Annotated in this window: 27 protein-coding genes; 10 read left to right on the top strand and 17 right to left on the bottom strand. The window is 60.9% G+C overall.

All coding sequences use genetic code 11. From position 1 onward, the window contains the following. From ABIT12_RS04945 to ABIT12_RS04925, 5 genes are all read left to right on the top strand, one after another. Positions 1–656 (top strand): sugar phosphate nucleotidyltransferase (locus ABIT12_RS04945; RefSeq protein WP_348040733.1); only part of this gene is annotated, 656 nt, incomplete at its 5' end. Beyond that, positions 656–2,131, top strand: coding sequence for a glycogen synthase GlgA (gene glgA, locus ABIT12_RS04940; RefSeq protein WP_348040737.1), 1,476 nt, complete (start codon positions 656–658; stop codon positions 2,129–2,131). The genes ABIT12_RS04945 and glgA, both read left to right, overlap by 1 nt. Then, positions 2,097–3,731, top strand: a complete 1,635-nt coding sequence (locus ABIT12_RS04935) for an alpha-D-glucose phosphate-specific phosphoglucomutase (protein WP_348040731.1) — start codon at positions 2,097–2,099, stop codon at positions 3,729–3,731. The genes glgA and ABIT12_RS04935 overlap by 35 nt, the downstream gene beginning before the upstream one ends. A gap of 13 nt (positions 3,732–3,744) precedes the next feature. Further along, positions 3,745–5,787 carry a glycogen debranching protein GlgX gene (glgX, locus tag ABIT12_RS04930; RefSeq protein ID WP_348040729.1) on the top strand — a complete coding sequence of 681 codons (2,043 nt, stop codon included), beginning with the start codon at positions 3,745–3,747 and terminating at the stop codon, positions 5,785–5,787. A gap of 263 nt (positions 5,788–6,050) precedes the next feature. Continuing rightward, complete coding sequence (locus tag ABIT12_RS04925) at positions 6,051–6,467, top strand: hypothetical protein (RefSeq protein WP_348040727.1); 417 nt, start codon at positions 6,051–6,053, stop codon at positions 6,465–6,467. A 131-nt stretch (positions 6,468–6,598) separates the two neighbouring features. On the opposite strand, the gene ureG is transcribed toward ABIT12_RS04925, so the two are convergent. From ureG to ABIT12_RS04890, 7 genes are all read right to left on the bottom strand, one after another. Then, a complete protein-coding gene (gene ureG, locus ABIT12_RS04920; RefSeq protein WP_348040725.1) occupies positions 6,599–7,231 on the bottom strand; it encodes an urease accessory protein UreG in 633 nt (210 codons plus the stop codon). Beyond that, a complete protein-coding gene (locus tag ABIT12_RS04915; RefSeq protein WP_348040723.1) occupies positions 7,228–7,659 on the bottom strand; it encodes a DUF3995 domain-containing protein in 432 nt (143 codons plus the stop codon). The genes ureG and ABIT12_RS04915 overlap by 4 nt, the downstream gene beginning before the upstream one ends. Beyond that, a complete protein-coding gene (locus tag ABIT12_RS04910; protein ID WP_348040721.1) occupies positions 7,656–8,318 on the bottom strand; it encodes an urease accessory protein UreF in 663 nt (220 codons plus the stop codon). Before ABIT12_RS04910 ends, ABIT12_RS04915 begins: the two co-directional genes overlap by 4 nt. After that, positions 8,315–8,776, bottom strand: a complete 462-nt coding sequence (locus tag ABIT12_RS04905) for an urease accessory protein UreE (protein WP_348040719.1) — start codon at positions 8,774–8,776, stop codon at positions 8,315–8,317. Before ABIT12_RS04905 ends, ABIT12_RS04910 begins: the two co-directional genes overlap by 4 nt. A 119-nt stretch (positions 8,777–8,895) precedes the next feature. After that, positions 8,896–9,282, bottom strand: a complete 387-nt coding sequence (locus ABIT12_RS04900; RefSeq protein ID WP_348040717.1) for an MliC family protein — start codon at positions 9,280–9,282, stop codon at positions 8,896–8,898. Between the two features lie 61 nt (positions 9,283–9,343). Next, positions 9,344–9,796 (bottom strand): DUF4126 family protein, encoded by a 453-nt coding sequence (locus tag ABIT12_RS04895; RefSeq protein ID WP_348040715.1) that lies wholly within the window; start codon positions 9,794–9,796, stop codon positions 9,344–9,346. 85 nt (positions 9,797–9,881) lie between these two features. Continuing rightward, positions 9,882–10,730 (bottom strand): SDR family NAD(P)-dependent oxidoreductase, encoded by an 849-nt coding sequence (locus ABIT12_RS04890; RefSeq protein ID WP_348040713.1) that lies wholly within the window; start codon positions 10,728–10,730, stop codon positions 9,882–9,884. A gap of 137 nt (positions 10,731–10,867) precedes the next feature. On the opposite strand from ABIT12_RS04890, the gene ABIT12_RS04885 reads away from it, so the two are divergent. Both ABIT12_RS04885 and ABIT12_RS04880 read left to right on the top strand, forming a co-directional pair. After that, complete coding sequence (locus ABIT12_RS04885; protein WP_348040711.1) at positions 10,868–11,293, top strand: cupin domain-containing protein; 426 nt, start codon at positions 10,868–10,870, stop codon at positions 11,291–11,293. 125 nt (positions 11,294–11,418) lie between these two features. Continuing rightward, on the top strand, positions 11,419–12,000 hold the full coding sequence (locus ABIT12_RS04880) for a TetR/AcrR family transcriptional regulator (RefSeq protein ID WP_348040709.1): 582 nt from the start codon (positions 11,419–11,421) through the stop codon (positions 11,998–12,000). Here the strand turns inward: ABIT12_RS04880 and ureC are convergent. The 5 genes from ureC to ABIT12_RS04855 all read right to left on the bottom strand — a co-directional run bounded on the left by ureC (position 11,997) and on the right by ABIT12_RS04855 (position 15,610). After that, positions 11,997–13,706: an urease subunit alpha gene (gene ureC / locus ABIT12_RS04875; RefSeq protein WP_348040707.1), complete on the bottom strand. Its 1,710-nt coding sequence runs from the start codon at positions 13,704–13,706 to the stop codon at positions 11,997–11,999. The genes ABIT12_RS04880 and ureC overlap by 4 nt on opposite strands. Positions 13,707–13,730: 24 nt before the next feature. Next, complete coding sequence (locus tag ABIT12_RS04870; protein ID WP_348040705.1) at positions 13,731–14,123, bottom strand: hypothetical protein; 393 nt, start codon at positions 14,121–14,123, stop codon at positions 13,731–13,733. Positions 14,124–14,184: 61 nt separating this feature from the next. Continuing rightward, positions 14,185–14,490, bottom strand: coding sequence for an urease subunit beta (locus ABIT12_RS04865; protein WP_348040703.1), 306 nt, complete (start codon positions 14,488–14,490; stop codon positions 14,185–14,187). 10 nt (positions 14,491–14,500) lie between these two features. Beyond that, complete coding sequence (locus ABIT12_RS04860) at positions 14,501–14,803, bottom strand: urease subunit gamma (RefSeq protein ID WP_348040701.1); 303 nt, start codon at positions 14,801–14,803, stop codon at positions 14,501–14,503. 9 nt (positions 14,804–14,812) lie between these two features. Beyond that, entirely contained in the window at positions 14,813–15,610 is a 798-nt protein-coding gene (locus tag ABIT12_RS04855; protein WP_348040699.1) for an urease accessory protein UreD, read from the bottom strand. A gap of 29 nt (positions 15,611–15,639) precedes the next feature. On the opposite strand from ABIT12_RS04855, the gene ABIT12_RS04850 reads away from it, so the two are divergent. The 3 genes from ABIT12_RS04850 (at position 15,640) to ABIT12_RS04840 (ending at position 17,251) form a co-directional block, all read left to right on the top strand. Continuing rightward, positions 15,640–16,092: a hypothetical protein gene (locus tag ABIT12_RS04850; protein WP_348040697.1), complete on the top strand. Its 453-nt coding sequence runs from the start codon at positions 15,640–15,642 to the stop codon at positions 16,090–16,092. A gap of 214 nt (positions 16,093–16,306) precedes the next feature. After that, complete coding sequence (locus ABIT12_RS04845; protein WP_348040695.1) at positions 16,307–16,618, top strand: hypothetical protein; 312 nt, start codon at positions 16,307–16,309, stop codon at positions 16,616–16,618. A 273-nt stretch (positions 16,619–16,891) separates the two neighbouring features. Continuing rightward, positions 16,892–17,251 (top strand): hypothetical protein, encoded by a 360-nt coding sequence (locus ABIT12_RS04840; protein ID WP_348040693.1) that lies wholly within the window; start codon positions 16,892–16,894, stop codon positions 17,249–17,251. A 58-nt stretch (positions 17,252–17,309) separates the two neighbouring features. Here the strand turns inward: ABIT12_RS04840 and urtE are convergent, their stop codons facing one another. From urtE to urtA, 5 genes are all read right to left on the bottom strand, one after another. Beyond that, on the bottom strand, positions 17,310–18,011 hold the full coding sequence (gene urtE, locus ABIT12_RS04835) for an urea ABC transporter ATP-binding subunit UrtE (protein ID WP_348040691.1): 702 nt from the start codon (positions 18,009–18,011) through the stop codon (positions 17,310–17,312). A 154-nt stretch (positions 18,012–18,165) separates the two neighbouring features. Then, positions 18,166–18,915, bottom strand: coding sequence for an urea ABC transporter ATP-binding protein UrtD (urtD, locus tag ABIT12_RS04830; RefSeq protein WP_348040689.1), 750 nt, complete (start codon positions 18,913–18,915; stop codon positions 18,166–18,168). Positions 18,916–18,918: 3 nt separating this feature from the next. Further along, complete coding sequence (urtC, locus tag ABIT12_RS04825; protein ID WP_407065589.1) at positions 18,919–20,259, bottom strand: urea ABC transporter permease subunit UrtC; 1,341 nt, start codon at positions 20,257–20,259, stop codon at positions 18,919–18,921. Next, positions 20,256–21,860: an urea ABC transporter permease subunit UrtB gene (gene urtB / locus ABIT12_RS04820; protein WP_348040687.1), complete on the bottom strand. Its 1,605-nt coding sequence runs from the start codon at positions 21,858–21,860 to the stop codon at positions 20,256–20,258. Before urtB ends, urtC begins: the two co-directional genes overlap by 4 nt. Positions 21,861–21,938: 78 nt before the next feature. Further along, positions 21,939–23,246 carry an urea ABC transporter substrate-binding protein gene (gene urtA / locus ABIT12_RS04815; protein WP_407065588.1) on the bottom strand — a complete coding sequence of 436 codons (1,308 nt, stop codon included), beginning with the start codon at positions 23,244–23,246 and terminating at the stop codon, positions 21,939–21,941. Between the last annotated feature and the right edge of the window lie 250 nt (positions 23,247–23,496).

The raw sequence follows: 23,496 nt of genomic DNA, 5'->3' as shown, positions 1-23,496 counted from the left end.
GCATGGGCATCTATGTCTTCGAGACGAAATTCCTGCTCGACCAGCTCCGGCGCGATGCCGAGGACCTCACCTCGGAGCATGACTTCGGCAAGGACCTGATCCCCTGGATCGTCCGCAACGGCAAGGCCGTGGCGCATCGCTTCGAACGCTCGGTGGTGCGCTCCTCCTCCGAGGTATCGCCCTACTGGCGGGACGTCGGCACGGTGGATGCCTATTGGGAGGCGAATATCGACCTCACCGACATCGTCCCGCCGCTCGACCTCTTCGACAAGGATTGGCCGATCTGGACCTATGCCGAGATCACCCCGCCAGCCAAGTTTGTGCATGACTTTGACGGTCGGCGCGGCTCGGCGGTGAATTCGCTGGTTTCGGGCGATTGCATCATCTCGGGCGGCTATCTGCAAAAGACGCTGCTGTCGACCGGTTCGCGTGTGCATTCCTATTCGGAACTGAACGAAGCGGTGGTGCTGCCCTATTGCGATATTGGCCGTGGCGCGCGGCTGCGGCGGGTGGTGGTGGATCGCGGTGTCAATGTGCCGGACGGACTCGTGGTTGGCGAAGACGCCGAGTTCGATGCCAAGTGGTTCCGGCGTACGGACGAGGGGATCACCCTGATCACTCAGGCGATGGTCGATAAATATCTGGCGAGCCGATGATTGAAGTTCTCTCGGTAGCGTCCGAGGTTTATCCGCTGATCAAGACTGGGGGGCTCGCGGATGTCGCGGGCGCCCTGCCTTTGGCGCTGGTGCCCTATAACGTTACCATGCGCACGCTGTTGCCGGGTTATCCGGCAGTGATGGCCAAGCTGACCGAAACCCGCGTGGTTGCCGAGTTCGATGACCTGTTTGGCGCACCGGGCAGGTTGCTCGCCGGGCGCTATGCCGGGCTGGACCTGATCGTGATCGAGGCCGCTCATCTTTATGACCGACCCGGCAACCCGTATGTGGGGCCGGAAGGCTGGGACTGGCCCGATAACTGGAAGCGGTTTTCGGCGCTATCGTGGGTTGCGGCAGAGCTTGGCCATGGTCTGGTGGATGGCTATCAGCCGCAGGTTATTCATTGCCACGACTGGCAGGCCGGCCTTACCCCAGCCTATATCAAGTATGGCCCGTCGGAGCGGGTCAAGACGGTGATGACGGTCCACAACATGGCGTTCAAGGGCTTTTTCGGGCCGGAAGTATTTGGCCAGTTGCGCCTGCCGCCGCATGCTTTCGGGGTCAATGGCGTCGAATATTATGGCGGCATTTCCTATCTGAAATCGGGCATGGAATGTGCTGATTACGTCACAACCGTCAGCCCCAATTATGCCGACGAAATCCGCACACCGGAATTTGGCATGGGACTGGAAGGGCTGCTCAATGGCCGTGCTGATACGGTAATCGGCATTCTCAATGGCATCGACACGGTCGCCTGGGACCCGGGAGCCGATGCGGCACTGCCACAAAAGTTCACCGCCACATCAGTGCATATGCGCGCCGCCAACAAGGCGGCGGTGGTCGAGAAATTCGGCCTTGATGGCACTGATGGACCGCTGTTCTGCGTGGTCAGCCGGCTGACCGATCAGAAGGGCATGGACCTGCTGTTGCAGGTGCTGGACGGTCTGGTGGCGCTGGGCGGTCGGCTTGCCGTGCTTGGTTCGGGCGATCCGGGGCTCGAAGACGGTTTCCGCAGCGCGTGGCAGCGCCATCCGGGCAAGGTTGGGCTGATCACCGGCTATAATGAAGAATTGTCGCATCTGATCCAGGGCGGCGCCGACGCCATCCTGATCCCATCGCGGTTCGAGCCGTGCGGGCTGACCCAGCTTTATGGGCTGCGCTACGGCTGCGTGCCGGTGGTGAGCCGCATCGGCGGTCTGGCGGACACGGTGATCGACGCCAATCCGGCGGCGATCGATGCCGGGGTCGCTACCGGCCTGCTGTTCAACGCCAACGACGCGCATGCGCTTTACGAGGCGATCCGCAAGGCGGTTCGGCTCTATGCTGACGACAAGACCTGGAAGAAAATTCAACGGCGGGGGATGAAGTCCGATGTCTCGTGGGAAACGAGCGCGGGCCAATATGCCGATCTCTACGCCTCACTCATCGGGCTCAAAGTAAATGACGATCAAGACCGTTCAGACGACACCCTTTAACGACCAGAAGCCGGGTACTTCGGGCCTGCGCAAGCGGGTCACGGTGTATCAGCAGCCCAACTATGTCGAAAACTACATCCAGGCGATCTTTGATAGCCTCGAAGGGTTTGCCGGCAAGACGCTGGTGATCGGCGGAGACGGGCGGTTTTACAACGATGTTGCCATCCAGACCACCATCCGCATTGCGGCGGCCAATGGCTTTGGCAAGGTACTGGTCGGGCGGGGCGGCCTGCTCTCGACGCCGGCGGCCTCCCACGTCATCCGCCATCACCAGGCGTTTGGCGGCCTGGTGCTGTCGGCGAGCCACAATCCGGGCGGCCCGGATGGCGATTTCGGCATCAAGTACAATATCGGCAATGGCGGTCCGGCGCCGGAAAAGATCACCGATGCGGTATTTGCCCGCACCAAGGTGATCGACAGCTACAAGACCAGCGACGCGGCCGATGTGGCGCTGGACAAGATCGGCACGCAGAAGTCGGGCGACATGGTGGTCGAAGTGATCGATCCGGTGGCCGATTATGCCGACCTGATGCGGACCCTGTTCGACTTTGAAGGCATTTCCAGGCTGTTCGCCTCAGGCTTCAAGATGAAGTTCGATGCCATGCATGCTGTCACCGGACCCTATGCGCACGCGATCCTCGAAGGCATTCTGGGCGCGCCCATCGGCACCGTGATCAATGGGACGCCCTCGCCAAGTTTCAACAACGGTCACCCTGATCCGAACCTGGTCTACTGCAAGGACATGTATGACGAGGCGATGAGCCCCAACGGCCCCGATTTTGCGGCGGCCTCCGATGGCGACGGTGACCGCAATCTGATCATTGGCAAGAACCGTTTCGTGACCCCGTCGGACTCGCTGGCGATTCTGGCTGCCAATGCTGCATTGGCGCCCGGCTATGCCGCCGGCATTACCGGCATTGCCCGCTCCATGCCGACCAGCGCCGCCGCCGACCGAGTGGCGGAAAAAATGGGCATCGAAATGCACGAAACGCCGACAGGCTGGAAGTTTTTCGGCAATCTGCTCGATGCCGGACGGGTCACCATTTGCGGTGAAGAAAGCGCCGGAACTGGCTCCAATCACGTGCGCGAGAAGGATGGCCTATGGGCCGTGCTGCTGTGGCTGAACGTGGTGGCGTCGCGCAAGCAAAGCGTTGACCAGATCGTGCGCGAGCATTGGGCAACCTACGGGCGCAATTACTACACCCGCCACGATTATGAAGAGGTTGATGCAACCATTGCCAACCAGCTGGTCGATGAGCTGCGCGCCAAGTTGCCCGGCCTGCCGGGGCAGAATTTTGGTGAAGATCTGCAAGTCGCGTTTGCCGACGATTTCACCTATCACGACCCCGTCGATGGCTCGACCAGCGCCAAACAGGGGATCCGCATCGGCTTCACCGACGGTTCGCGTATCGTCATCCGGTTAAGTGGAACTGGCACGGTTGGGGCAACGTTACGGCTGTATCTCGAATCCTATGAGGCAGCCGATGGACGACATGACCTTGAAACCCAGCTCGCCCTCGAGCCTCTCATCCGACTGGCCGACGAGCTCACTGGACTCAAGCAACGCACCGGGCGCGATCAGCCCACTGTCATCACCTAGCGTCAGGACGACAATGAAATCCTCGCTTATCCCCAATGGGGGAAGCATCGAAAACCTCGGCGCAACGATCACCGAGGAAGGGGTCAACTTCGCGGTCTACTCGGAAACTGCTTCGGCGCTGTTCGTCTCGATTTACGACGAGCAGGACAAGGAAGTGGAGCGCGTCGAGTTCGATGTGCATCAGGACAATATCCATGCCGTGCAGCTTGCAGGGCTGGGTGCCGGCACGCGCTACGGTTTGCGTGCAGATGGCGAATACACTCCCGATCAGGGGCTGTTCTTCGATCCGGCCAAGCTCCTGGTCGATCCCTATGCCAAGCGGCTGGACCGGGTGTTCGTGCGCTCGCCGCGCCTGCGGCTGGATCGCGCGGAGGCCGTCGACACCGCCCCGCTGATCCCCAAGGCCATCGTCACCAGCAGCAGCGGCGAGGTGGCAACACCGCGCAAGAAGGCGCCGGGGCTATTCTATGAAATGAACGTGCGCGGCTACACCATGCGCCACCCCGGCGTGCAGGGGCCGCTGCGCGGCACCATTGCAGCGCTGACCACGCAGCGGGTCATCGATCACCTCAAATATATCGGCGTCGATACGCTGCAATTGATGCCGACCGCGGCCTGGATCGATGAGGGGCATTTGCCCCAGCTCGGTTTAACCAATGCCTGGGGTTATAATCCTGTGGCCTATTCGGCCATTGATCCCCGGCTGGCACCGCGCGGTCCGCACGAATTGCGCAACATGACCGATCTGTACCGCAAGAACGGCATCTCGGTGATTTTGGACGTGGTCTATAACCACACCGGAGAAAGCGATGCCAATGGGCCGATGCTGAGCCTGATGGGGCTCGACGCCAAGACGTATTATCGCTTCATCGAAGTCGACGGCAAACAGCAGTTGATCAACGATACCGGCACCGGCAATACGCTGCGCTGCGATCATCCGGCCGCGCAGCGACTGGTGATCGATAGCCTACGCTATTGGGTGCAGGAAATGGGCGTCTCAGGCTTCCGCTTCGATCTTGCCACCATTCTCGGCCGCGAACCGGGGTTCAACCCGAACGCTGTCATGCTGGAAAAGATCAAGTCCGATTCGGTGCTCAGCAACTGCATCCTGGTTGCTGAACCTTGGGACATCGGCCCGGGCGGCTATCAGCTTGGCCAGTTCGGCAAGGAATTCAAGGAACACAACGACACCTACCGTGACGAGGTCCGCAGCTTCTGGCGCGGCGAAGACGGCAAGATTGGTGCGCTGGCTGGCAAGATCGCCGGGTCAGCGGAGATCTTCAACTTTGCCGGCCGCAAGCCCAGCGCTGGCGTCAGCATGCTAGCCGTTCACGACGGCTACACGCTGCGCGACCTGGTGAGCTTTAACGACAAGCATAACGAGGCCAATGGCGAGAACAATCGCGATGGCCACTCCAACAATTCATCGTGGAACTGCGGCTTCGAAGGTGAAACCGATGATCCCGCCGTCAATGCTGCCCGCAAGCGCGACGTACGGGCGCTGCTGGCGACGCTGTTCATGTCGCGCGGATCATTGCTGTTGCAGCAGGGCGACGAGATGTACCGCACCCAGCACGGCAACAACAATGCCTACGCCCAGGACAATGAAATCACCTGGGTCGATTGGGAAAACAATGATGGCGATCTGGTGGATTTCGTTGCGGCTATCAATGCCTTCCGCAAGGCGCATCCGGCGCTGACCCATGACCACTTCCTGACCGGTCAGACCAAGGCCGGTGTCCGTGACGTGGCTTGGCTGCATCCCGACGGGCGCGAGATGAACGAGGGCGACTGGCAATATGCCGGCGCCTCGACGCTGGGCATGCGCTTGCAGGTCAAGGGCGACGAAGTGCTGATCTGGTTCAATCGCCGTGCCGAGCCGGTGCTGGCCAAGCTGCCGGAGGGCCATTGGACAATCGGCTTGCAATCGGATGACGCTGCGATGAACATGTTGGCTGACGGTGCCGTGACCTTGCCGCCGCGTTCGGTAACGGCGCTGGTCGTGGCCGAACATGAAGGTCCTTCGGAGCCAGAAGCCGAAGTTCAGCAGGGCTGATTGATACCTGATTGCGTAAGGCCGTCCCGCTCTGCGGGGCGGCCTTTTTGCTGTGTTGCCGCCAACCTTACTGGCGTTACAAAACGTCCATCTTTGTAGGCTTTCCACAATCCACGAATTAGTCCGGATCATGCCCAAATCATACCTTTGATCCTTCGCAAATTCGCCCGGGGACAGGCGCTTATTCACGGTGTCGACGCGATGTCACGCCGATGACCGCTCGCAGAACCCTGCGGCCTAATCTTTCAATCCTGGAGCCTAAAATGAACCCGATGCGTACCGTATCGGCGGCAGTGCTGCTCGCTGCCACCCTGATCGCCCCCGCTGCCTATGCCGCAACGACTGCGGATATGGCCAAAGTCACCATGGCGGCCAAAGCCGATGTCCGGCCTGTCGCCAATGTGGTGCAGATCATTGGCAAGTGGACCAAGGCCGATCTTGCCGAGCTGAGCAAGGCTGGCGCGATCAAGACGTTTGATACCAAGATGCTCTATCCGGCTGCCGATCAGGTCAAGATCGCCACTGCGCAAACCGCCAAAAGCGCCGAGCTGGGTAAGTTCCGCGAGGCCCTGCGCGGCGATGCCGGGCTGACCAAATGGTTTTCCGCAAACAAGATCGACATCAACCGCGTGATCGCCGTCGGCGGCACGCATGCTGATCCGCACGTCTACCTGTACTAGTCGCGGCGCCTCGCGCTTCGACTAGTGTTTATCCATCATCGCCGTTCCGCATCCGGCGATGATGGTTGGCAGCCCGATTGTTCACCCACATATCGCGGCCCACAAGCAGAATAGCGCCAAGCCCCCAGGCGCTATTCTGCTGCCTGCGCGGCACTCAGTCCGCCGGCCTTTTCGATAAAGGCGATGATGTCGTCCAGCCCCTCGCGGCGCAGCAGGTCGGTGAACACATAGGGCCGGCCCTCGCGGACGCGCCGGGTGTCGCTTTCCATCACGTCGAGGCTGGCATTCACATATTGCGCCAGATCGGTGTGGGTGATGATCAGCAGGTCCGAACGGGTAATGGCTGGCCCGCCCTTGCGTGGGATTTTTTCGCCCTGCGCCACCGAGATCACGTAGAGCGAAATATCGGCCAGATCGGGCGAGAAGGTTGCGGCCAGATTGTCGCCGCCGCTTTCGATCAGGATGATATCGAGGTCCGGAAATTGCCGATTGAGATCGGCGATGGCCGCCAGATTGAGCGAGGCGTCTTCGCGGATCGCAGTATGCGGGCAGCCGCCGGTTTCGACGCCGACGATGCGATCTTCGGAAATCGCCTGCACGCGTGCCAGGATCAGCGCGTCTTCCTTGGTGTAGATATCATTGGTGACTACGGCCATCGAGTAGCGGTCGCGCATCGCCTTGAGCAGCATTTCGCAGAGCGTGGTCTTGCCGGAGCCGACCGGGCCGCCAATGCCTATGCGCAGCGGGCCGTTGAGCGATTTCATAGCAACCTCATGATCACGAGTGCGACGAACCCGGCGCCCAGCGCCAGGCACAGCGGGGAATAGATGCGACCGTCATTGTAACGGAAGATGGGGTTTGGTGTGGCAGCAGCCCAGCGCTGGGTATAGCCGATGGCGCCGCGACCGAGGAACACCAGCGCCAGTGGTACGCCCAGTGCCGTCAGCCCGAGGCCGCCGCTGTCCGGATCGGCCAGCGCCAACCCGATAATGCCGGCGGTCAATGTCAGCACCGCCACGGTGAACGACAGGTATTTTGGCGGCATTTTTTCGACACCCTGAAAACCGGTGACGGTTTCTGCCAGCAGTTTTTCGTTCCTGATCGGCCAAGTGCTGCCGAGCGACCACAGCAGGTGTGCCAGCGCGACGGCCAGCAGCGGAATGAACATCAGGGCGGCGATGACCATGCTCATGATTTGAAGATTCTTGTGGTTTGAGTTTCGTGGCGCATTTGCGCGATATCAGCGGCGTAGGCGATGGAGCCGATGTCTTCAAGCCCGGCCTGCGCTATTTCCAAGGTCCGCGACGCAATGACCGGCTCCAGCGCCGCCATGATGCGCAGGCCGTCTGTCTGGCCGATCGGCACAAGCCGGACCGCGACCGAAACCTGGCCATGTACCACCGAGGTCAGGAAGGCCGAAATTGTTGCCACCAGATCGACGCCATGCGCGCCAGCGATGGCCCCAACGGCTATTGGATACGGGCAGGGCGGGGGCAGGCGCGCATAGACCGCAGACGGCCAGGCCCGCGCCGCCAAGGCGAAGGCATCGCCGGTTGCGGTGGTCTCGGCGTGGCGCTCTCTGGCCGGGGTCAAAGCAAGAGCCAGATCGGCCAGGTCCAGCAATTGTACCGCATCGGCATGCTGACGATGGGCATGGGCCAAAAGGATCGCATCGGTGGCGATCCCGCCATGGAACAGCGCGCCTTCAACCCAATTCTGCGTGTCGGTAGAATCCCTGACCAGTCCATCTGCAATTGCCGTTTCAAGTCCGGCGGACCAGGCGAAGGCGCCGATCGGGAAAGCCGGTGACAGCCAGGTCAGCAGTTTCTGGGTGGAGCCTGTATCGCTCATCGGTTGAGCAGCGCGTGGCCAGGCTCGGCATGGGCGTGATAGGCGCCGTGTTCGGCATAGAAGGGTTCGGAGACTGCAGCGATGGTTGCGCCGAGCCCTTCGAGCATGGTGCGCAGCACATGATCGCGCTTGATCAGGATGCGGTCGGCATCGAGCTGAGCGGAGGTGTGGCGATTGCCGATATGCCAGGCCAGTCGCACCAGATGAGCGGTGTCGCGGCCACGTACCTCATAAAGCTGCTCATCGGCGGCAATGACTTCGACAAAGCGGCCATCATCGAGCTGCAGCACCGATCGATGGTCGAGCGTAATGGTCTGGAGGAAATCCACCAGCACCTCGTCGCCATGCCGCAGGCGCAGCAGCTTGCGGCGCAGGCGGCGTTCGTCGTGTTCCAGAACCACCTGGTCGAACGGCGTCTTGCCGTGACCGGCGGGCAGATAGGCAGTGGCGCGCAGCATCGTCATAACCAAAACAACCGCCCGCGCATCAGAAGGCTTCCCAACCTTGGGAACATCTTAGCTGACGGTATTGAACAGGCGCAATATGCGTCTGCCCGCAGCGAACAGCTGCCCGCCGTTCACGGCGTCTCGTTCAGCTCGGTGCAGGTGTTGAGAGGCGCGGCCTTGTCACCCTGGGTCAGGTCATAAAGCCGGGCCTCGTTACCCTTGCTCCACCAGACCCAATGGCCGGCGACATATTTGGTGCTGCCGTCGGCGGAGGCGACGGCGCTCATGATCAGTTTGTCGGCCTCGATGGGCACCAGCGCCAGAAAATTGGGCGCCGCATTGATGTATTGTACGGCGAAGGGTTCGCCAGTGGCGCAGGTGTAATTGACCACCTTGCGGTCGAAATCGCCGAGCTGATCCTCGCCCAGCTCGATGCTGAGCGTGGACTGGATGGCCGAGGCCGTGGTGACGGCGAGCAGCAGGAAACCTGTCGCGGTGAGCAGGCGTGGCAGAACCATGGCGTGACCCCTTTGTGGCTGGACGCAGGATGACTGCGCCCGGCGGCTAAAGTTTGGCTGCTCAGATGACGTAATAGACCACCGCGAAGGCGAGCACGACGGCAACAACGTCTTCCAGCAGGCCGGCCGGCAGATCGCGACCGAAGGCCTTGGCCAGGCGAGCGCGCACATCAGCGCCACCCAGCGTGCCAATCACAGCGCCGATGGCGCCCAGAACAAGACCGACAACCACGCCGCCCGGCAGCAGCGCACCAGCAATGGCGCCCATCACCACCCGGGCACCGAACTGTGGCGGCACCTTGCGGCTCGGCGTCTTCGGCAATTGATCGCCGACCAATTCGGCGATGGCCACCAGGCTCAGGATAATCACCGCCGGGAGCGTGCCGAGGAAGCTGTACCAGGTGCCGCTGAAATCGAGCCAGCCGAGATAGGCCGCCCAGCTAATGACCGCGATTGGCGTAAAGGCTCGCAGGCCGGCAACGATGCCGATCAAAACAATAAAAACGTAAACCATTTCCCGCCCCCGAAATGCCACGGCGCAATTGCCGGACAACCCCATCAAATCATCTTGCTGCGCTTCCCGGAAGCCCGGCTGCGGTTCAAAGTGGATCGGGCTGTGGCCGTTTGCCGTCGATATCGGCGATGTCGTATTCCAGCCCGAGCGCGGCGGCGATCTGCACTCTGCCGGATTTTTCCATCAGCAGCGGGTCGCGCGCCAGGCCGGCGACGGCCCGGCCGATGAACTGCGGCGACATCGAATTGGAGAGATCGAAGTGCTGCGCATTGAGCAGTACCGATTCGGTGCGCACCAGGCCGGGATAGAGCGAGACGGCGGCCACGCCATGCTCGCGCAGGTTGTGGGCGAAGTCATGCGTCATCTTGTCGGCGCCGGCCTTGGCGATGCCATAGATGACATTGCCGTCAAAGCGCTGTGCCGCCCAGAACGAGATGTTGACGATCAGCCCTGACCGGCGCGCTACCATGGCGGGGGCTGCGGCGCGCGAAACGACGAAGGCCCCGCGCAGGCCGGTGTCGATCATGGCGGTCCAGCGCCACATCGGTTGCTCCCAGAAGGGATTGACCCAGGTGAACTTGTTGCCCGGCGCGTCGGGCTCTTCCATGCGCTCGTAGCCGGGCCATGCGTTGTTCACTAGAATATCGATATGGCCATGCCGGGCTACGATATTGGCAACCACCGCTTTGCTCTGGGCGTCGTCGGCGTGATCGCAGACATGGGTGAACAGGGTACCGGGCAACCCGGCCGCATCCCGCGCCAGCGTTTCGAGCGAGCCCACTTGTTGCGGATCGATCTGCGATACAGCGCCCGTGCCAGTCCGCGCAGTGGCGTGGACAGTCATGCCTTCGCCCAACAGGGCCAGCACGATGCCTTTGCCGATCCCCCGGCTGGCACCGGTGACCAGAGCAACTTTACCGTCGAGCGTGTCCATGGTGCTTCTCCTGACCTGAGCATATCAGGAACAAGACCGAGTCAAAACAAAGCGAACAGAACTACTTGCATTCTACCTTCCGTCAGGTATTTGTAATCTGCCTGATGACAGGTAGAATTCTAGGATGGAAAATCGAGATGGACGCAAAGAACAGTTTTTTCGCAATTGGCTTATGCTTTGCCATGCTGCAGGGGTCGGGGGCTCTTGCAGCGGACACGCTGACCAGCACGCCGGCTGACAAGGTGCAATGGGCCGATACGCCCTTTGGCGTTCAGGCCTCGCCGGTGCATGGCGACTTTTTGACCGGGGCGCACGTCACGTTCATCAAGTTTGCAGCAGGCATGCAGACGCCTCCGCATGTGCACTCGCATGACTATGTCGGCATCGTCGTAAAGGGGCAGGGTGTCCATTATATCCCCGGTGAAACGCCGACGCCACTGCCGCCCGGATCCACGTGGTCGGTGCCGGCGAACCTGGTCCACATCAGTGGATGCCTTGCCGGTGAAGACTGCATCTTTGCGCTCTATCAGGCCGACGCATTCGATTTCATTCCACAGGAATAGCGATGGAGTTCCTGGACAGCATTGAGGCGCAGTTTGTCATGCGGTAATGCTCAGACAGGCTCATGACGGTGGCCCGGGACCCTATCGTGGTTCCGGGTTGTGCATCGGGCGGTGGAATGGATAGTATGGATACCCAAAGCCGGATCATCGAAGCCGCTGAGAGCCTCATTCAGGAACGCGGCTTCAACGGCTTCAGCTTTCAGGATATCGCCGACCGCATCGGTATCAAGAAGGGCAGCCTCTATTACCACTTCCCCGCCAAGGCGGATCTGGGCCGGGCGGTCGTGGAACGCTATCGACAGCGGATGCGGGCAGCGAGCGATCTCATCGCTGCTGGCGAAGTTCCGGACTACTGGGACGCGTTGGAACTCTACCTCAAACCCATGCTGGCCTTTGGACGCACGCCCGACGACGCCTGTGTCTGCATCGTGCTGGCAGGGGAAGTTCTTGGTCTCCCCGAGGAAATGCATGCCGAGATCGCCGCGTTTTTCGACGAACATCAGGTCTGGTTGACCAGCCTGTTGGAAGGCGGTCGTCAGGCCGGGGCGTTCCGGTTTGCTGCCGCCGCAGACCAGATGGCTACCCTGATCTTCAGCGCCATGGAAGGCGGATTGCTGATCAAGCGCATCAAGGGCGACACGGCCTATTTTGACCGGGTCGTCGCAGGCCTGCTGGCCTTGCTCGGCTTAGGCGCCTCGGGCCGTTAGAACAGGAAATACCGCTGGGCCATGGGCAGGACCGTTGCCGGTTCACAGGTCAGCAATTCACCGTCGGCGCGTACTTCGTAGGTTTCGGGGTCTACGGTGATGTTGGGGGTGGCGGAATTGTGGATCATCGAGTGTTTGCCGATGCCGCCACGGGTATTGCCGATGGGCACCAGCTGCTTGTCGACGCCCAGCTTGCCGCGCAGGCCATCGTCATGGGCGGCCTGCGAGATGAAGGTCACCGAGGAATTGGTCCGCAGCTTGCCAAAGGCGGCAAACATCGGGCGGTAATGCATCGGCTGCGGGGTGGGGATCGAAGCGTTGGGATCGCCCATGGGCGCAGCGGCGATGGAGCCGCCGAGCAGCACCATTTCCGGCTTCACGCCAAAGAATGCGGGCGACCACAGCACCAGGTCGGCGCGCTTGCCCACTTCGATGGAGCCGATGTGCTGGCTCATGCCGTGGGCAATGGCGGGGTTGATGGTGTATTTGGCGATGTAGCGCTTGACGCGGAAATTGTCGTTGTCGCCGGTTTCGCCCGCCAGCTTGCCACGCTGCTTTTTCATCTTGTCGGCGGTCTGCCAGCAGCGGATCAGTACTTCGCCGACGCGGCCCATGGCCTGGCTGTCGGACGAGATGATCGAAAGCGCGCCCATGTCGTGCAGGATATCTTCGGCGGCGATGGTTTCCTTGCGGATGCGCGATTCAGCGAAGGCGACGTCTTCGGGGATCGACGAGGACAGGTGATGGCAGACCATCAGCATGTCGAGATGTTCGGCGATGGTGTTGACGGTGTAGGACCGGGTCGGATTGGTCGAGGAGGGGATAACGTTGGGCAGGCTAGCGACGCGCAGGATGTCCGGGGCGTGGCCGCCGCCGGCGCCTTCGGTGTGGAAGGCGTGGATGGTGCGGTTCTTGAAGGCGCCGATGGTGTCTTCGACAAAGCCCGATTCATTGAGCGTATCTGTGTGGATCATCACCTGCACGTCGTAATCGTCGGCAACGCTGAGGCAATTGTCGATGGCAGCCGGGGTGGTGCCCCAGTCTTCGTGCAGCTTGAGGCAACTCGCGCCGGCCAGGATCATTTCGACCAGCGGGGCGGGCACCGAGGCATTGCCCTTGCCGGCGAGCGCCAGGTTCATCGGGAACGCGTCGAAGCTCTCGATCATGCGCTGGATATGCCAGGCGCCGGTGCAGGTGGTGGCCAGTGTACCATGAGCCGGGCCGGAACCACCGCCGAGCATGGTGGTGACGCCGCTCATCAGCGCTTCTTCGATCTGCTGCGGGCAGATGAAATGGATATGGGCGTCAAAGCCGCCAGCCGTCAGGATCTTGCCCTCGCCGGCAATGGCTTCGGTGGAGGGGCCGATGATGATGTTGACGCCCGATTGCGTATCGGGATTGCCGGCCTTGCCGATGGCATGGATACGGCCATCGCGCAGGCCGACGTCGGCTTTGTAGATGCCGGTGACGTCAACGATCAGCGCGTTGGTGATGACAGTATCGACGGCGCCTTCAGCCCGGGTCTTTTGCGATTGCCCCATGCCGTCGCGGATCACCTTGCCGCCGCCGAATTTCACCTCTTCGCCATAGGTGGTGAAGTCCTTCTCCACCTCGATGAACAGCTCGGTATCGGCCAGGCGCACCTTGTCGCCGGTGGTCGGGCCATACATGTCGGCATAAGTGGCGCGGGAGATACGAGCGGGCATCGGGGGCTCCAGGAAAGGGCAGCGTCAGTTGAGCTTGGCAGGCTTTTGCAGGCGAACCGCCATGGCGGCATTGATCAGTGCATCGAGCAGGCCTTCGCCAGCACGCAATTCGGGGTCGGTGGGCTGGCGGCTGGCAATCAGCGAAACGGTCAGCGCCTGCAAGGCATAGGCGTGTTTTTCGCGCCCAGCCTTGAGGTGTTCGACGCCTTCGGTCTCGAACGCCTGCAGCATGCCGCGATATTGGGCTTCACCCATGTTGGCCTTGGTCTGCGACCAGGCCTGGTTGCCCAGGCTATTGGATACATTGGTCGCCATTGCCCCGAGCAGTTGCATCGCTTCGGGATCGTTCGCGCCGTTGCGTTGCAGATCGCCGAGGATGGCGACGAAGCGCTGCTTGAAGTCTGGTTGCTGGGTCATCCTGGGTCTCCGGTTTGAACGGCGGCACCATAAAGACTTTCATCTGTATGGATAGCCACGCTCAAAGCTTGCCCATCACCATCTGGCGGAAACCGAACACTTCGCGGGTGCCCCCTAGCGGCACCAGCGTTACCTCGCGGGCCTGGCCGGGTTCGAAGCGCACGGCTGTGCCGGCAGCGATATCGAGCCGCATGCCGCGCGCCTGTTCGCGGTCAAAGCGCAGCCCGGCATTGGTTTCATAGAAATGGTAGTGCGAGCCGACCTGGATCGGGCGGTCGCCGGTATTGGCGACTTCGATGGTGATGGTGGGCGCACCGGCATTGAGCTCGATGCTGCCCGATTTTGGAATGATTTCGCCGGGGATCATTGCGGTCTCCTCACCGGATCGGTTCGTGGACGGTCACCAGCTTGGTGCCATCGGGGAAAGTAGCTTCCACCTGGATGTCGTGGATCATTTCGGGGATGCCCTCCATCACCTGGGCGCGCGTCACCACATGGGCGCCGGCTTCCATCAATTCGGCCACCGGGCGGCCATCGCGGGCGCCTTCGACCACGAAATCGGTGATCAAGGCGATAGCTTCGGGATGGTTGAGTTTGACGCCGCGTTGCAGGCGATTGCGGGCGACAATGGCAGCCATCGAGATCAGCAGCTTGTCTTTTTCGCGGGGTGTAAGGTTCATCTGGTTTTCCTAGGTGTGCCAGAGTCGGGGCAGGCTGCCGCCGCCGGACAGTTCAGCAATAATTGGAACGATCATGCGGCGCAGCGCAAGCCCGCTTGGCGCCATGGCGCGCACAATTAACCGCTCACCGATGGCGCTGGCCGCAATGCGACCGATGGCGGGCAGCAGATCGCGGATTTGGGCCAGCCGCGCCTCGGCGTTGGGCGCAATGCGTACGATAGTGGCGAAGGCGCGCATGCCGTCGAGCAAGGACAGGCCATCGCGTTCGCGGTCGGCGTCGCCGGTGAGCCGTGTGGCCTCGGCGTGGATCAGGCGGCCATCGCGGCGAATGCGCCACTGGTCGCTGAACTGGGCGTTGCGGGCCTGCTCGCCCATGGCATCGCGACCCAGCAGCACGGCCTCGACGGCGGTGAGCGTCGCGCCATCGGCCAGATCGATGTCGATGGTGCGGGCAAATTTGCTGGCGTCAAACAGGATGGTTTCCTGGGGCAGCCAGTCGATATGGGCGCCGGCCTGCGCCACCAGCCGGGTTTGCACATGGGCGGTGGCGCCGGTGGATTTGTAGATGCGCTCGCAGGCCTGGGTGGTCAGCACCAGCTTGCCATTGGCCACGGCTTCGGCGTGCCACTGCATATGATCGCCGCCCGTCAGGCCGCCTGCTGTGTTGATCAGCACGGCTTCCAGCGCGCTGTTATGGGTGTGCGGCAGGCGGATTTTGGCGCAGCCATCCTGGTACAGAGACTGCAAATGCGTGCCGCCATCGCGGAACTGGGTGGCTATCCTACCGTCCCCCCGCGCACGTTGCATAATGATGTCCGCAACATTAAAAACAGGCAATGTTTCGCAACTTTTTTGTGAATGAAACCAATGATTTAGAGGCAACTTTTGGCATGTTTGGACGTTTTATCCACGAGCCGATGCACTGGTGCAGCAGCTCTCATATGGAGAATAAAATGACTTTCAAGACCCTCGTTTCCGGCTTCGTGCTGGCAGTTGCAATGGCTTCGGCTGCTCCTGCTTTTGCGGCCACAACTATCGCTGGCAATACCGTTTCCGGCAGTGACCTTTCGTCGGTGCAGGCGCGCTGCAATCAGCTTAACACTGCGGCAAGTGTTCCTGTCTCGCTCGGCGATCAGAACTCCCATGACTCCGACAGCTTCAACGAACTGAACGTTGCCAGCAATGCCAACAGCAAGGTCGAAGAAATGGACAAGGCAACCACGCGCATCAATCTGCACAGCATCTCGCTGGGTGATTGCGTCAGTGCCGGCCTGGTCAAGGCCAGCTAAGCGGACGCGGTTCCAAACCAGACTTATCGTAGCGTCCAAGCGCCCGGCCTCGGCCGGGCGCCTTTCCTTTCGTGGTCGACGAGTTCCGTCAAAATCGGCCGTATCGGACCAAATTTTTGTGATCGCAAAATTTGCGGGTCTAGCAACGATCGCCATTTTGTCGCGTTCCCTCCCTCGAATACCAATTCAACGCCCCAGCAAAAGGAACGATGAAATGACCATCAAACCCCTTATTTCCGCTCTCGCTCTGTCGGTAACCATGGCGCTGGCCGGCCCGGCCTTGGCAGCCACGGTTGTCGGCGGCGTGAGCGTTTCCGACACCGATCTGCCCGCCGTTCAGGAACGGTGTGCGGCGCTCTCGGCTGATGCGACCACGACCACGTCGCTCGGTGACGCCAATGCCAACGACAAGGACATCAAGAAGGATTCGCTCGAGAAGGTTACGCCCGGCGTGACCTCGGAAGCCAGCATCGATTTAACGACGGTGACTGCCGAGCAGTGCAAAGAAGCTGGTCTGACCAAATAAGTCGCCCGATAGTTTTCGAACGAGATGCCCGGTTCCAGCCGGGCATTTTTTTATGTGCGCTGCCTGGCCCATCAATCCAGCACTGTGAAGCACCGGGCCGGCAGAGGCTCGCGCCAGGGCCTCCACAGCGGCAAAAGTTCCATCAACTCTTGCCCGCCCGCGCAAATTTTTTGTGATCCCAGAGACTACAATTATCGCAACGAAAGTCACAACACCACGTTTCCAATGGGAGCAAGCGCTCTATCAAACGCGTCAACAAAAGGAATAATAAAAATGAACATCAAGACCCTTGTATCTGGCCTCGCTCTTACCGCTGCTATGGCCTTTGCTGGTCCGGCGTTCGCTGACACTATGGTTGCTGGTCAGGCTGTTGTAGATGCCGACCTTCCTGCAGTTCAGGCGCGTTGCAACGATTTGCAGACCGCCGCTGCCCCTGCATCGCTGGCTGACGCCAACTCGACTGACAAGGTCGCCAACGACACCAAGAACCAGGCCAACTCGGACAACGGCACCACCACCACTGGCGATACGACGCCAAAGGTCGACACCCTTGCTTCGGCAACTGTGACCGCGATGCTGGAAAAGCTGACCGTTGAAGATTGTACCACTGCCGGTCTGCTGACCGCCAAGTAAGCCCCGGCTTACCGATAGAATTGAACGCCCGGCCCCGGCCGGGCGTTTTGCGTTGGCGCTAGACAAGAAGGTGCCGGCGCACTTCGGGCAGGTCCAGATCGCTGGCCGGTCCCGAATGCTGGATTTCGCCGCGGTCCATCACGTAGATATCGTCGGCAATCTCGCGGCAGAAATCCAGAAACTGCTCGACCAGCAGGATGGTCATGCCCTTTTCGTCGCGCAGGAACTGCAGCGCGCGGCCGATATCCTTGATGATCGAGGGCTGGATGCCTTCGGTCGGCTCATCCAGCACCAGCACTTTGGGTCGGGTGACCAGAGCACGCCCGATGGCGAGCTGCTGCTGCTGTCCACCCGAGAGGTCGCCGCCCCGCCGCCCAAGCATCGACTTGAGCACAGGGAACAGCTCGAAAATATAGGTCGGGATATTGCGGTCGGCGCGTTTGAGCCCGGCATAGCCGGTTTCCAGGTTTTCCTTGACGGTGAGCAGAGGGAAAATCTCGCGGCCCTGCGGCACATAGCCAATGCCCATGCGGGCCCGCTTGTAAGGTGGATACTTCTTGAGGGTTTCCTCGCCGAAGCTGATTTCGCCGGCTGAAATATTGTGGACACCGGTGATGGCGCGCAGTGTCGAGGATTTGCCGACACCATTGCGGCCGAGTACGGCGGTGATCTTGTTGGGCTTGCACTCCAGCGAGATGGATTTGAGCGCCTGGGCTGCGCCGTAATGCAGGTCGATGGCGGAAACGGTGAGTGCGGTCATTGCTGACCCTTTCTTGCTGCCTTCTCCCCTTGAGGGAGAAGGTGGGTCGGCGAAGCCGGGACGGATGAGGGGTCTGCTATCGTTGCGGCAAACCCCTCATCCGCCCTTTGGGAACCTTCTCCCTCAGGGGGAGAAGAAAGAGCAGGGATAGAACTCATCGTCCCAGATACCTTTCGATCACCACCGGATTGGCGCTGACCTGGTCGAGGGAGCCTTCGGCCAGCACCGAGCCTTCGGCCAGGCAGGTCACCCGCGAGCCCAGATCGCGGACGAAGCTCATATCGTGTTCCACCACCACCACCGAGCGGGTCCTGGCGATTTCCTTGAGCAGCTTGGCAGTTTCCACGGTTTCGGCGTCGGTCATGCCGGCGACCGGCTCATCGACCAACAGCAATTTGGGGTCCTGGGCGAGCAGCATGCCGATTTCGAGCCACTGCTTCTGGCCGTGGCTGAGACCGGCTGCCAGTTCATCCTTGCGATGCAGCAGGCGCACTGTGGTCAGAATTTCGGTTATGCGGTCCCGATCAGCCTCGTTCGATTGATAAAACAGTGCCGAGAACACCCCGCGCGGTTTGCGCAGCGCCATTTCCAGATTGTCCCAGACGGTGTGGCTTTCAAACACCGTCGGCTTCTGGAATTTGCGGCCGATGCCCAGATTGGCGATGGCGGCTTCATCGAGCTTGGTCAGATCGGTGCGACCATCGAACAGCACTTCGCCATCGTCGGGGCGGGTCTTGCCGGTGATGATGTCCATCATGGTGGTCTTGCCAGCGCCATTGGGGCCGATAATGGCCAGCATTTCGGCGGGATAGACAATGATCGAGAGCTTGTTGATCGCCTTGAAGCCATCAAAGGCCACCGAGACGCCGTCGAGATAGAGCATGGTTCCGGATTTATCGGCCATGGTTTACTCCGCCGGCTTGGGTTCAGGGTCGACGCCGGCTTCGACGTCGGTGGGCGAGGGGGCATTGCGATCGTGCTGTTCGCGCTTGGTGGTCAGCGTTCGATATTGTCCAACGAGCCCGACCACGCCCTTGGGCAGGAACAGCGTGGTGAAGATGAACAGCCCGCCCAGTGCATAGAGCCAGACATCGGACAAAGCCGGGAGCGAGAAGCTGCCGAAGCGGGCTAGTTGCAGCAGGCCATAGGCCACCGGCACGGCGATGGAAGCGCCGATGACGATCAGGCCTTTTTGCCAGCCGCTGGCAACACCCACGATGGCAGAGAAGATCACGATGACCATCACCGCCTGGATGTAGGAGGAACCGGAGGTGAAGATCGATTTGGTCAGATTGACCAGCAGTGCGCCGATGATTGGCCCGACAATGGTGCCGCGCCCGCCCACCGCGGTCCAGATCACCACTTCGATCGAATTGCCCGGCTCGAATTCGCTGGGGTTGATGATGCCGACCTGCGGCGCATAAAGCGCACCGGCAATACCGGCCAATACCGCCGAGACGGTGAAGGCGAAGAGTTTGACGTTATCGACCCGGTAGCCGATGAAGCGGGTCCGGCTTTCGGCGTCGCGTACCGCCACCATCACCTTGCCGAGCTTGGAATTGACGATGGCCGAGCAGACGATAACAGCCAGCGCCAGCGCAAACGCCGAGGCGGCAAACAGCGCAGCGCGCGTGCTGGCGGCCTGCACATTGGCGCCCAGGATGTCCTTGAAATCAGTCAGCCCGTTATTGCCGCCGACGCCCAGATCATTGCGGAAAAAGGCCAGCAGCAGCGCATAGGTCATCGCCTGGGTAATGATCGACAGATAAACGCCAGTGACGCGGCTGCGGAAGGCGAGGAAGCCGAAGACGAAGGCCAGAATGCCCGGCACCAGCAGCACCATCAGGAAGGCGTACCACCACATGTCGAAGAAATTCCAGAACCACGGCAGTTCCTTGTAGTTGAGGAACACCATGAAATCGGGCAGCAGCGGATTGGCATAGACGCCGCGCGCGCCGATCTGGCGCATCAGATACATGCCCATGGCGTAGGCGCCGAGCGCGAAGAACGCCGAATGGCCGAGCGAAAGAATGCCGCAATAGCCCCACACCAGATCCAGAGCCAAGGCGAGCATGGCGTAGTTGATGTATTTGCCGAACAGCGGGACGGCGTAGTTGGGGATATGGAACGGATTGCCGTCGGGAACGACCAGATTGAGCACCGGTACCAGAATGGCGACGGCGACGAGGACAACGACCAGCCAGATGGCCTTCTTGTCGAGCGCGCGGAGGATGAATTGGGTGATCATTGTTCGATGGACCGGCCCTTGAGCGCGAAGAGCCCACGGGGGCGCCGCTGGATGAACAGGATGATGATGACCAGTATGATGATCTTGCCGAGCACTGCGCCGGCATAGGGTTCGAGGAACTTGTTGCCGACGCCCAGCACCAGCGCGCCCACCAGCGTGCCCCACAGATTGCCGACGCCGCCGAACACCACGACCATGAAGCTATCGATGATGTAGCCCTGACCCAGATTGGGCGAGACGTTATCGATCTGGCTAAGCGCCACGCCGGCCATGCCAGCAATGCCGGAGCCGAGGCCAAAGGTCATGGCGTCAACGAAGGGGGTGCGGATACCCATAGAGGAGGCCATGCGGCGGTTCTGGGTGACCGCGCGCATTTGCAAGCCAAGCGCGGTGCGATTGAGTACCACCTGCAGGATCAGGAACACCGCGATGGCGAACAGCACGATCCACATGCGGTTATAGGTGATGGCCAGGCCGCCGAGCTGGAACGCGCCGGTCATCCAGCCGGGAGGCGCCACGAGCTGGTTGGTCGGCCCGAAAATGGTGCGCACAGCCTGCTGCAACACCAGCGACAGTCCCCAGGTGGCGAGCAGGGTTTCGAGCGGGCGGCCATAGAGCCAGCGGATAACGCCGCGTTCGATGCCGATACCGACAAGGCCGGTGAACAGGAAGGCAGCGGGGACCGCGAAGGCCAGCGAATATTCCGACAGGCCGGGCGCGTAAGTGAAAATCACCTGCTGCACCACAAAGGTGGTGTAGGCGCCCAGCATGACCATTTCGCCATGCGCCATGTTGATCACGCCCATCACGCCAAAGGTGATGGCAAGGCCGATGGCGGCCAGCAGCAGCACTGACGAGAGCGAGATGCCGTAGAGCAGGTTCTGCCCGACATCCCACACCGCCAGCGTGCGGCCGATGGAGTCGATGCCGGACTGGATCACCGGTTTGAGTTCATCGGGCGCGGCGGCGAGCTGGTTGACCAGCACGGTCTGGGCGTCGCGGTCGCCATGCGCAGCTACGGTATCGACGGCGGCGCGCTTGTCTTCGAGTGGCGCATCGGATTTCAGAGTGATGATGGCCTTGGCCAGATCCATTGTCGATTTGATGTCAGGATCGGTTTCGGCAGCCAGCGCCTTGTCCAGCATTTCAAGGGTCGAGGGATCGGCGTTTTTCAGCAAGCTTTGAGCGGCGGACAGGCGCGTAGCGCGGTCGGGGCTGAACAAAGTCATGGTGCCGATAGCGGTGCGGATTTTGCCGCGCAGCCCGTTGTTGACCTTGATTTTTTCGACATCCGCTGCAGCGGCAGCGCCCATGTCGGCGCCATCGATCGGGCTGGTCAGGGCAAAGCCGTTGGGCGATTTGGTGGCCACAACCACTTTCTGGTCGGCCTTGCGCACAAACAGGTTGCCGTCGCTGAGGGCTTGCAGAATAGCGGGCGCTTTTTCATCGCCGGTCGCCACCAAAGCAGCGATGGCTTTTTCGCGATCCGGGAAGCCGCCCTGTCCGAGGGCGTCTACCGTGACCGTGAGGTCGGTGGTCTGGGCAAATGTCGGGATCGGCGAAAGCGCCAGGGCGACGAGGACGGCAATCAGTCTGAGCATACGAATGGCCATAATACTCGCTCGGTCGCAGGGGAGAGAGGGTGGGAGAGGCGGCGGACCGCCCCTCCCGAAGTCAGATCAGGGAGCTGGGGCCGCGCCGCAGGTCTTGGTGGCGGTGTCGAAGTGGCCGCAACCGGTCAGCGGATCGGTCCAGTCAGCTTCAATGCCCTTGTCTTCCGGCAGAACGTCAGACCAGGCATCGCCCGGTACTGGTTCGGTCTGCTTGACGATGTCAAACTGGCCGTCAGCCTGGATTTCGCCGATCAGAACCGGCTTGGTCAGGTGGTGGTTCGGCAGAACGGTGGCGGTGCCGCCGGTCAGGTTCGGAACGGACAGGCCAACGATGGCAGCGAGAACCTTGTCGGTATCGGTGCTGCCAGCCTTTTCCACGGCTTTCACCCAGAGGTTGAAGCCAAGGTACGCGGCTTCCATCGGGTCGTTGGTGGTGCGCTTGTCGTTCTTGATGTACTCGTGCCACGACTTGATGAAAGCGGCATTTTCCGGGGTCTGGACGGATTCGAAGTAGTTCCAGGCGGCAAGGTGACCAACGAGGTTGGACGTGTCCATGCCGGCCAGTTCTTCTTCACCGACCGAGAAGGCCACGACTGGAATGTCTTCAGCCTTGATGCCCTGGTTGGCGAGTTCCTTATAGAACGGCACGTTGGCGTCGCCGTTGATGGTGGAAACCACGGCAGTCTTCATGCCGGCCGAGCCGAATTCCTTGATCGCGGCAACTTCGGTCTGCCAATCGGAGAAGCCGAACGGAGTGTAGTTGATCTTGATGTCAGCAGCGGCAACACCCTTGTCCAAGAGGTACTGCTCCAGGATCTTGTTGGTCGTGCGTGGATAGACATAGTCGGTCGCTTCAAGCACCCAGCGCTTCACCGAACCGCCTTCTTCGCTCATCAGGTAATCGACAGCCGGGATAGCCTGCTGGTTGGGAGCGGCGCCGGTGTAGATCACGTTCTTTTCGGACTCTTCGCCTTCGTACTGCACTGGGTAGAACAGGATCGAGTTCAGTTCCTTGAACACTGGCAGAACCGATTTACGCGAGGACGACGTCCAGCAGCCGAACACGGCTGCGACCTTGTCGACGGCGATCAGTTCGCGCGCCTTTTCGGCAAACAGCGGCCAGTCGGAGGCGGGATCGACCACGACGGCTTCAAGTTGCTTGCCGAGCAAGCCGCCCTTTTTGTTCTGCTCATCGATCAGGAAGAGCATCGTGTCCTTGAGGGTGGTTTCCGAAATCGCCATCGTACCCGAGAGCGAATGCAGGACGCCTACCTTGATCGTATCTTCCGCAAAAGCCGCCACGGGAGCGAACGCCCCCATGGACATCGCGACGCCTAGCCCAAGACCCGCGATTGTGCGGTTTAGATCTGTCATATTAACCTCCGACAGCTGTGTGTTTGCACCGTCAGAACAATTGCAAAGGCCGTGCCACGGCTTACCCGCATGCACTAAGACATTGATTCAATTGATGGGAGTGCAAAACTGCCGTCACAAAGGCGCAAAAGCCCATCCTGACCGTCAAGGTCAGTGCCGGTTCTCTGGGCAGATGCGTTTACTGTTGCTTAATCTTTAGGCATGTTTGGCTTGATTGCATACTGCGCTGTTAACTAACGTTATCAGGGGT

This window comes from Devosia sp. (genome assembly GCF_039927955.1).
Classification (GTDB): domain Bacteria; phylum Pseudomonadota; class Alphaproteobacteria; order Rhizobiales; family Devosiaceae; genus Devosia.
Note: the sequence above shows the minus strand (reverse complement) of the source record. Positions and strands in the feature narration are given on the sequence as shown.

What these genes read in the sequence shown, in the direction of transcription:
- ABIT12_RS04890 (WP_348040713.1), bottom strand. Translation starts at nt 10,730, where the DNA reads ATGGACACGCTCGACGGTAAAGTTGCTCTGGTCACCGGTGCCAGCCGG.
- ABIT12_RS04905 (WP_348040719.1), bottom strand. Translation starts at nt 8,776, where the DNA reads ATGCTGCGCGCCACTGCCTATCTGCCCGCCGGTCACGGCAAGACGCCG.
- ABIT12_RS04860 (WP_348040701.1), bottom strand. Translation starts at nt 14,803, where the DNA reads ATGAACCTTACACCCCGCGAAAAAGACAAGCTGCTGATCTCGATGGCT.
- ABIT12_RS04865 (WP_348040703.1), bottom strand. Translation starts at nt 14,490, where the DNA reads ATGATCCCCGGCGAAATCATTCCAAAATCGGGCAGCATCGAGCTCAAT.
- ureG (WP_348040725.1), bottom strand. Translation starts at nt 7,231, where the DNA reads ATGAAATCGCTCAACGGCCCGCTGCGCATAGGCATTGGCGGCCCGGTC.
- ABIT12_RS04855 (WP_348040699.1), bottom strand. Translation starts at nt 15,610, where the DNA reads ATGCAACGTGCGCGGGGGGACGGTAGGATAGCCACCCAGTTCCGCGAT.
- ABIT12_RS04900 (WP_348040717.1), bottom strand. Translation starts at nt 9,282, where the DNA reads ATGGTTCTGCCACGCCTGCTCACCGCGACAGGTTTCCTGCTGCTCGCC.
- ABIT12_RS04910 (WP_348040721.1), bottom strand. Translation starts at nt 8,318, where the DNA reads ATGAGCGATACAGGCTCCACCCAGAAACTGCTGACCTGGCTGTCACCG.
- urtA (WP_407065588.1), bottom strand. Translation starts at nt 23,246, where the DNA reads ATGACAGATCTAAACCGCACAATCGCGGGTCTTGGGCTAGGCGTCGCG.
- urtD (WP_348040689.1), bottom strand. Translation starts at nt 18,915, where the DNA reads ATGGCCGATAAATCCGGAACCATGCTCTATCTCGACGGCGTCTCGGTG.
- ureC (WP_348040707.1), bottom strand. Translation starts at nt 13,706, where the DNA reads ATGCCCGCTCGTATCTCCCGCGCCACTTATGCCGACATGTATGGCCCG.
- ABIT12_RS04845 (WP_348040695.1), top strand. Translation starts at nt 16,307, where the DNA reads ATGACCATCAAACCCCTTATTTCCGCTCTCGCTCTGTCGGTAACCATG.
- ABIT12_RS04840 (WP_348040693.1), top strand. Translation starts at nt 16,892, where the DNA reads ATGAACATCAAGACCCTTGTATCTGGCCTCGCTCTTACCGCTGCTATG.
- urtC (WP_407065589.1), bottom strand. Translation starts at nt 20,259, where the DNA reads ATGATCACCCAATTCATCCTCCGCGCGCTCGACAAGAAGGCCATCTGG.
- ABIT12_RS04880 (WP_348040709.1), top strand. Translation starts at nt 11,419, where the DNA reads ATGGATACCCAAAGCCGGATCATCGAAGCCGCTGAGAGCCTCATTCAG.
- ABIT12_RS04925 (WP_348040727.1), top strand. Translation starts at nt 6,051, where the DNA reads ATGAACCCGATGCGTACCGTATCGGCGGCAGTGCTGCTCGCTGCCACC.
- glgX (WP_348040729.1), top strand. Translation starts at nt 3,745, where the DNA reads ATGAAATCCTCGCTTATCCCCAATGGGGGAAGCATCGAAAACCTCGGC.
- ABIT12_RS04895 (WP_348040715.1), bottom strand. Translation starts at nt 9,796, where the DNA reads ATGGTTTACGTTTTTATTGTTTTGATCGGCATCGTTGCCGGCCTGCGA.
- ABIT12_RS04935 (WP_348040731.1), top strand. Translation starts at nt 2,097, where the DNA reads ATGACGATCAAGACCGTTCAGACGACACCCTTTAACGACCAGAAGCCG.
- urtB (WP_348040687.1), bottom strand. Translation starts at nt 21,860, where the DNA reads ATGCTCAGACTGATTGCCGTCCTCGTCGCCCTGGCGCTTTCGCCGATC.
- urtE (WP_348040691.1), bottom strand. Translation starts at nt 18,011, where the DNA reads ATGACCGCACTCACCGTTTCCGCCATCGACCTGCATTACGGCGCAGCC.
- ABIT12_RS04850 (WP_348040697.1), top strand. Translation starts at nt 15,640, where the DNA reads ATGTTTCGCAACTTTTTTGTGAATGAAACCAATGATTTAGAGGCAACT.
- ABIT12_RS04915 (WP_348040723.1), bottom strand. Translation starts at nt 7,659, where the DNA reads ATGAGCATGGTCATCGCCGCCCTGATGTTCATTCCGCTGCTGGCCGTC.
- ABIT12_RS04885 (WP_348040711.1), top strand. Translation starts at nt 10,868, where the DNA reads ATGGACGCAAAGAACAGTTTTTTCGCAATTGGCTTATGCTTTGCCATG.
- ABIT12_RS04870 (WP_348040705.1), bottom strand. Translation starts at nt 14,123, where the DNA reads ATGACCCAGCAACCAGACTTCAAGCAGCGCTTCGTCGCCATCCTCGGC.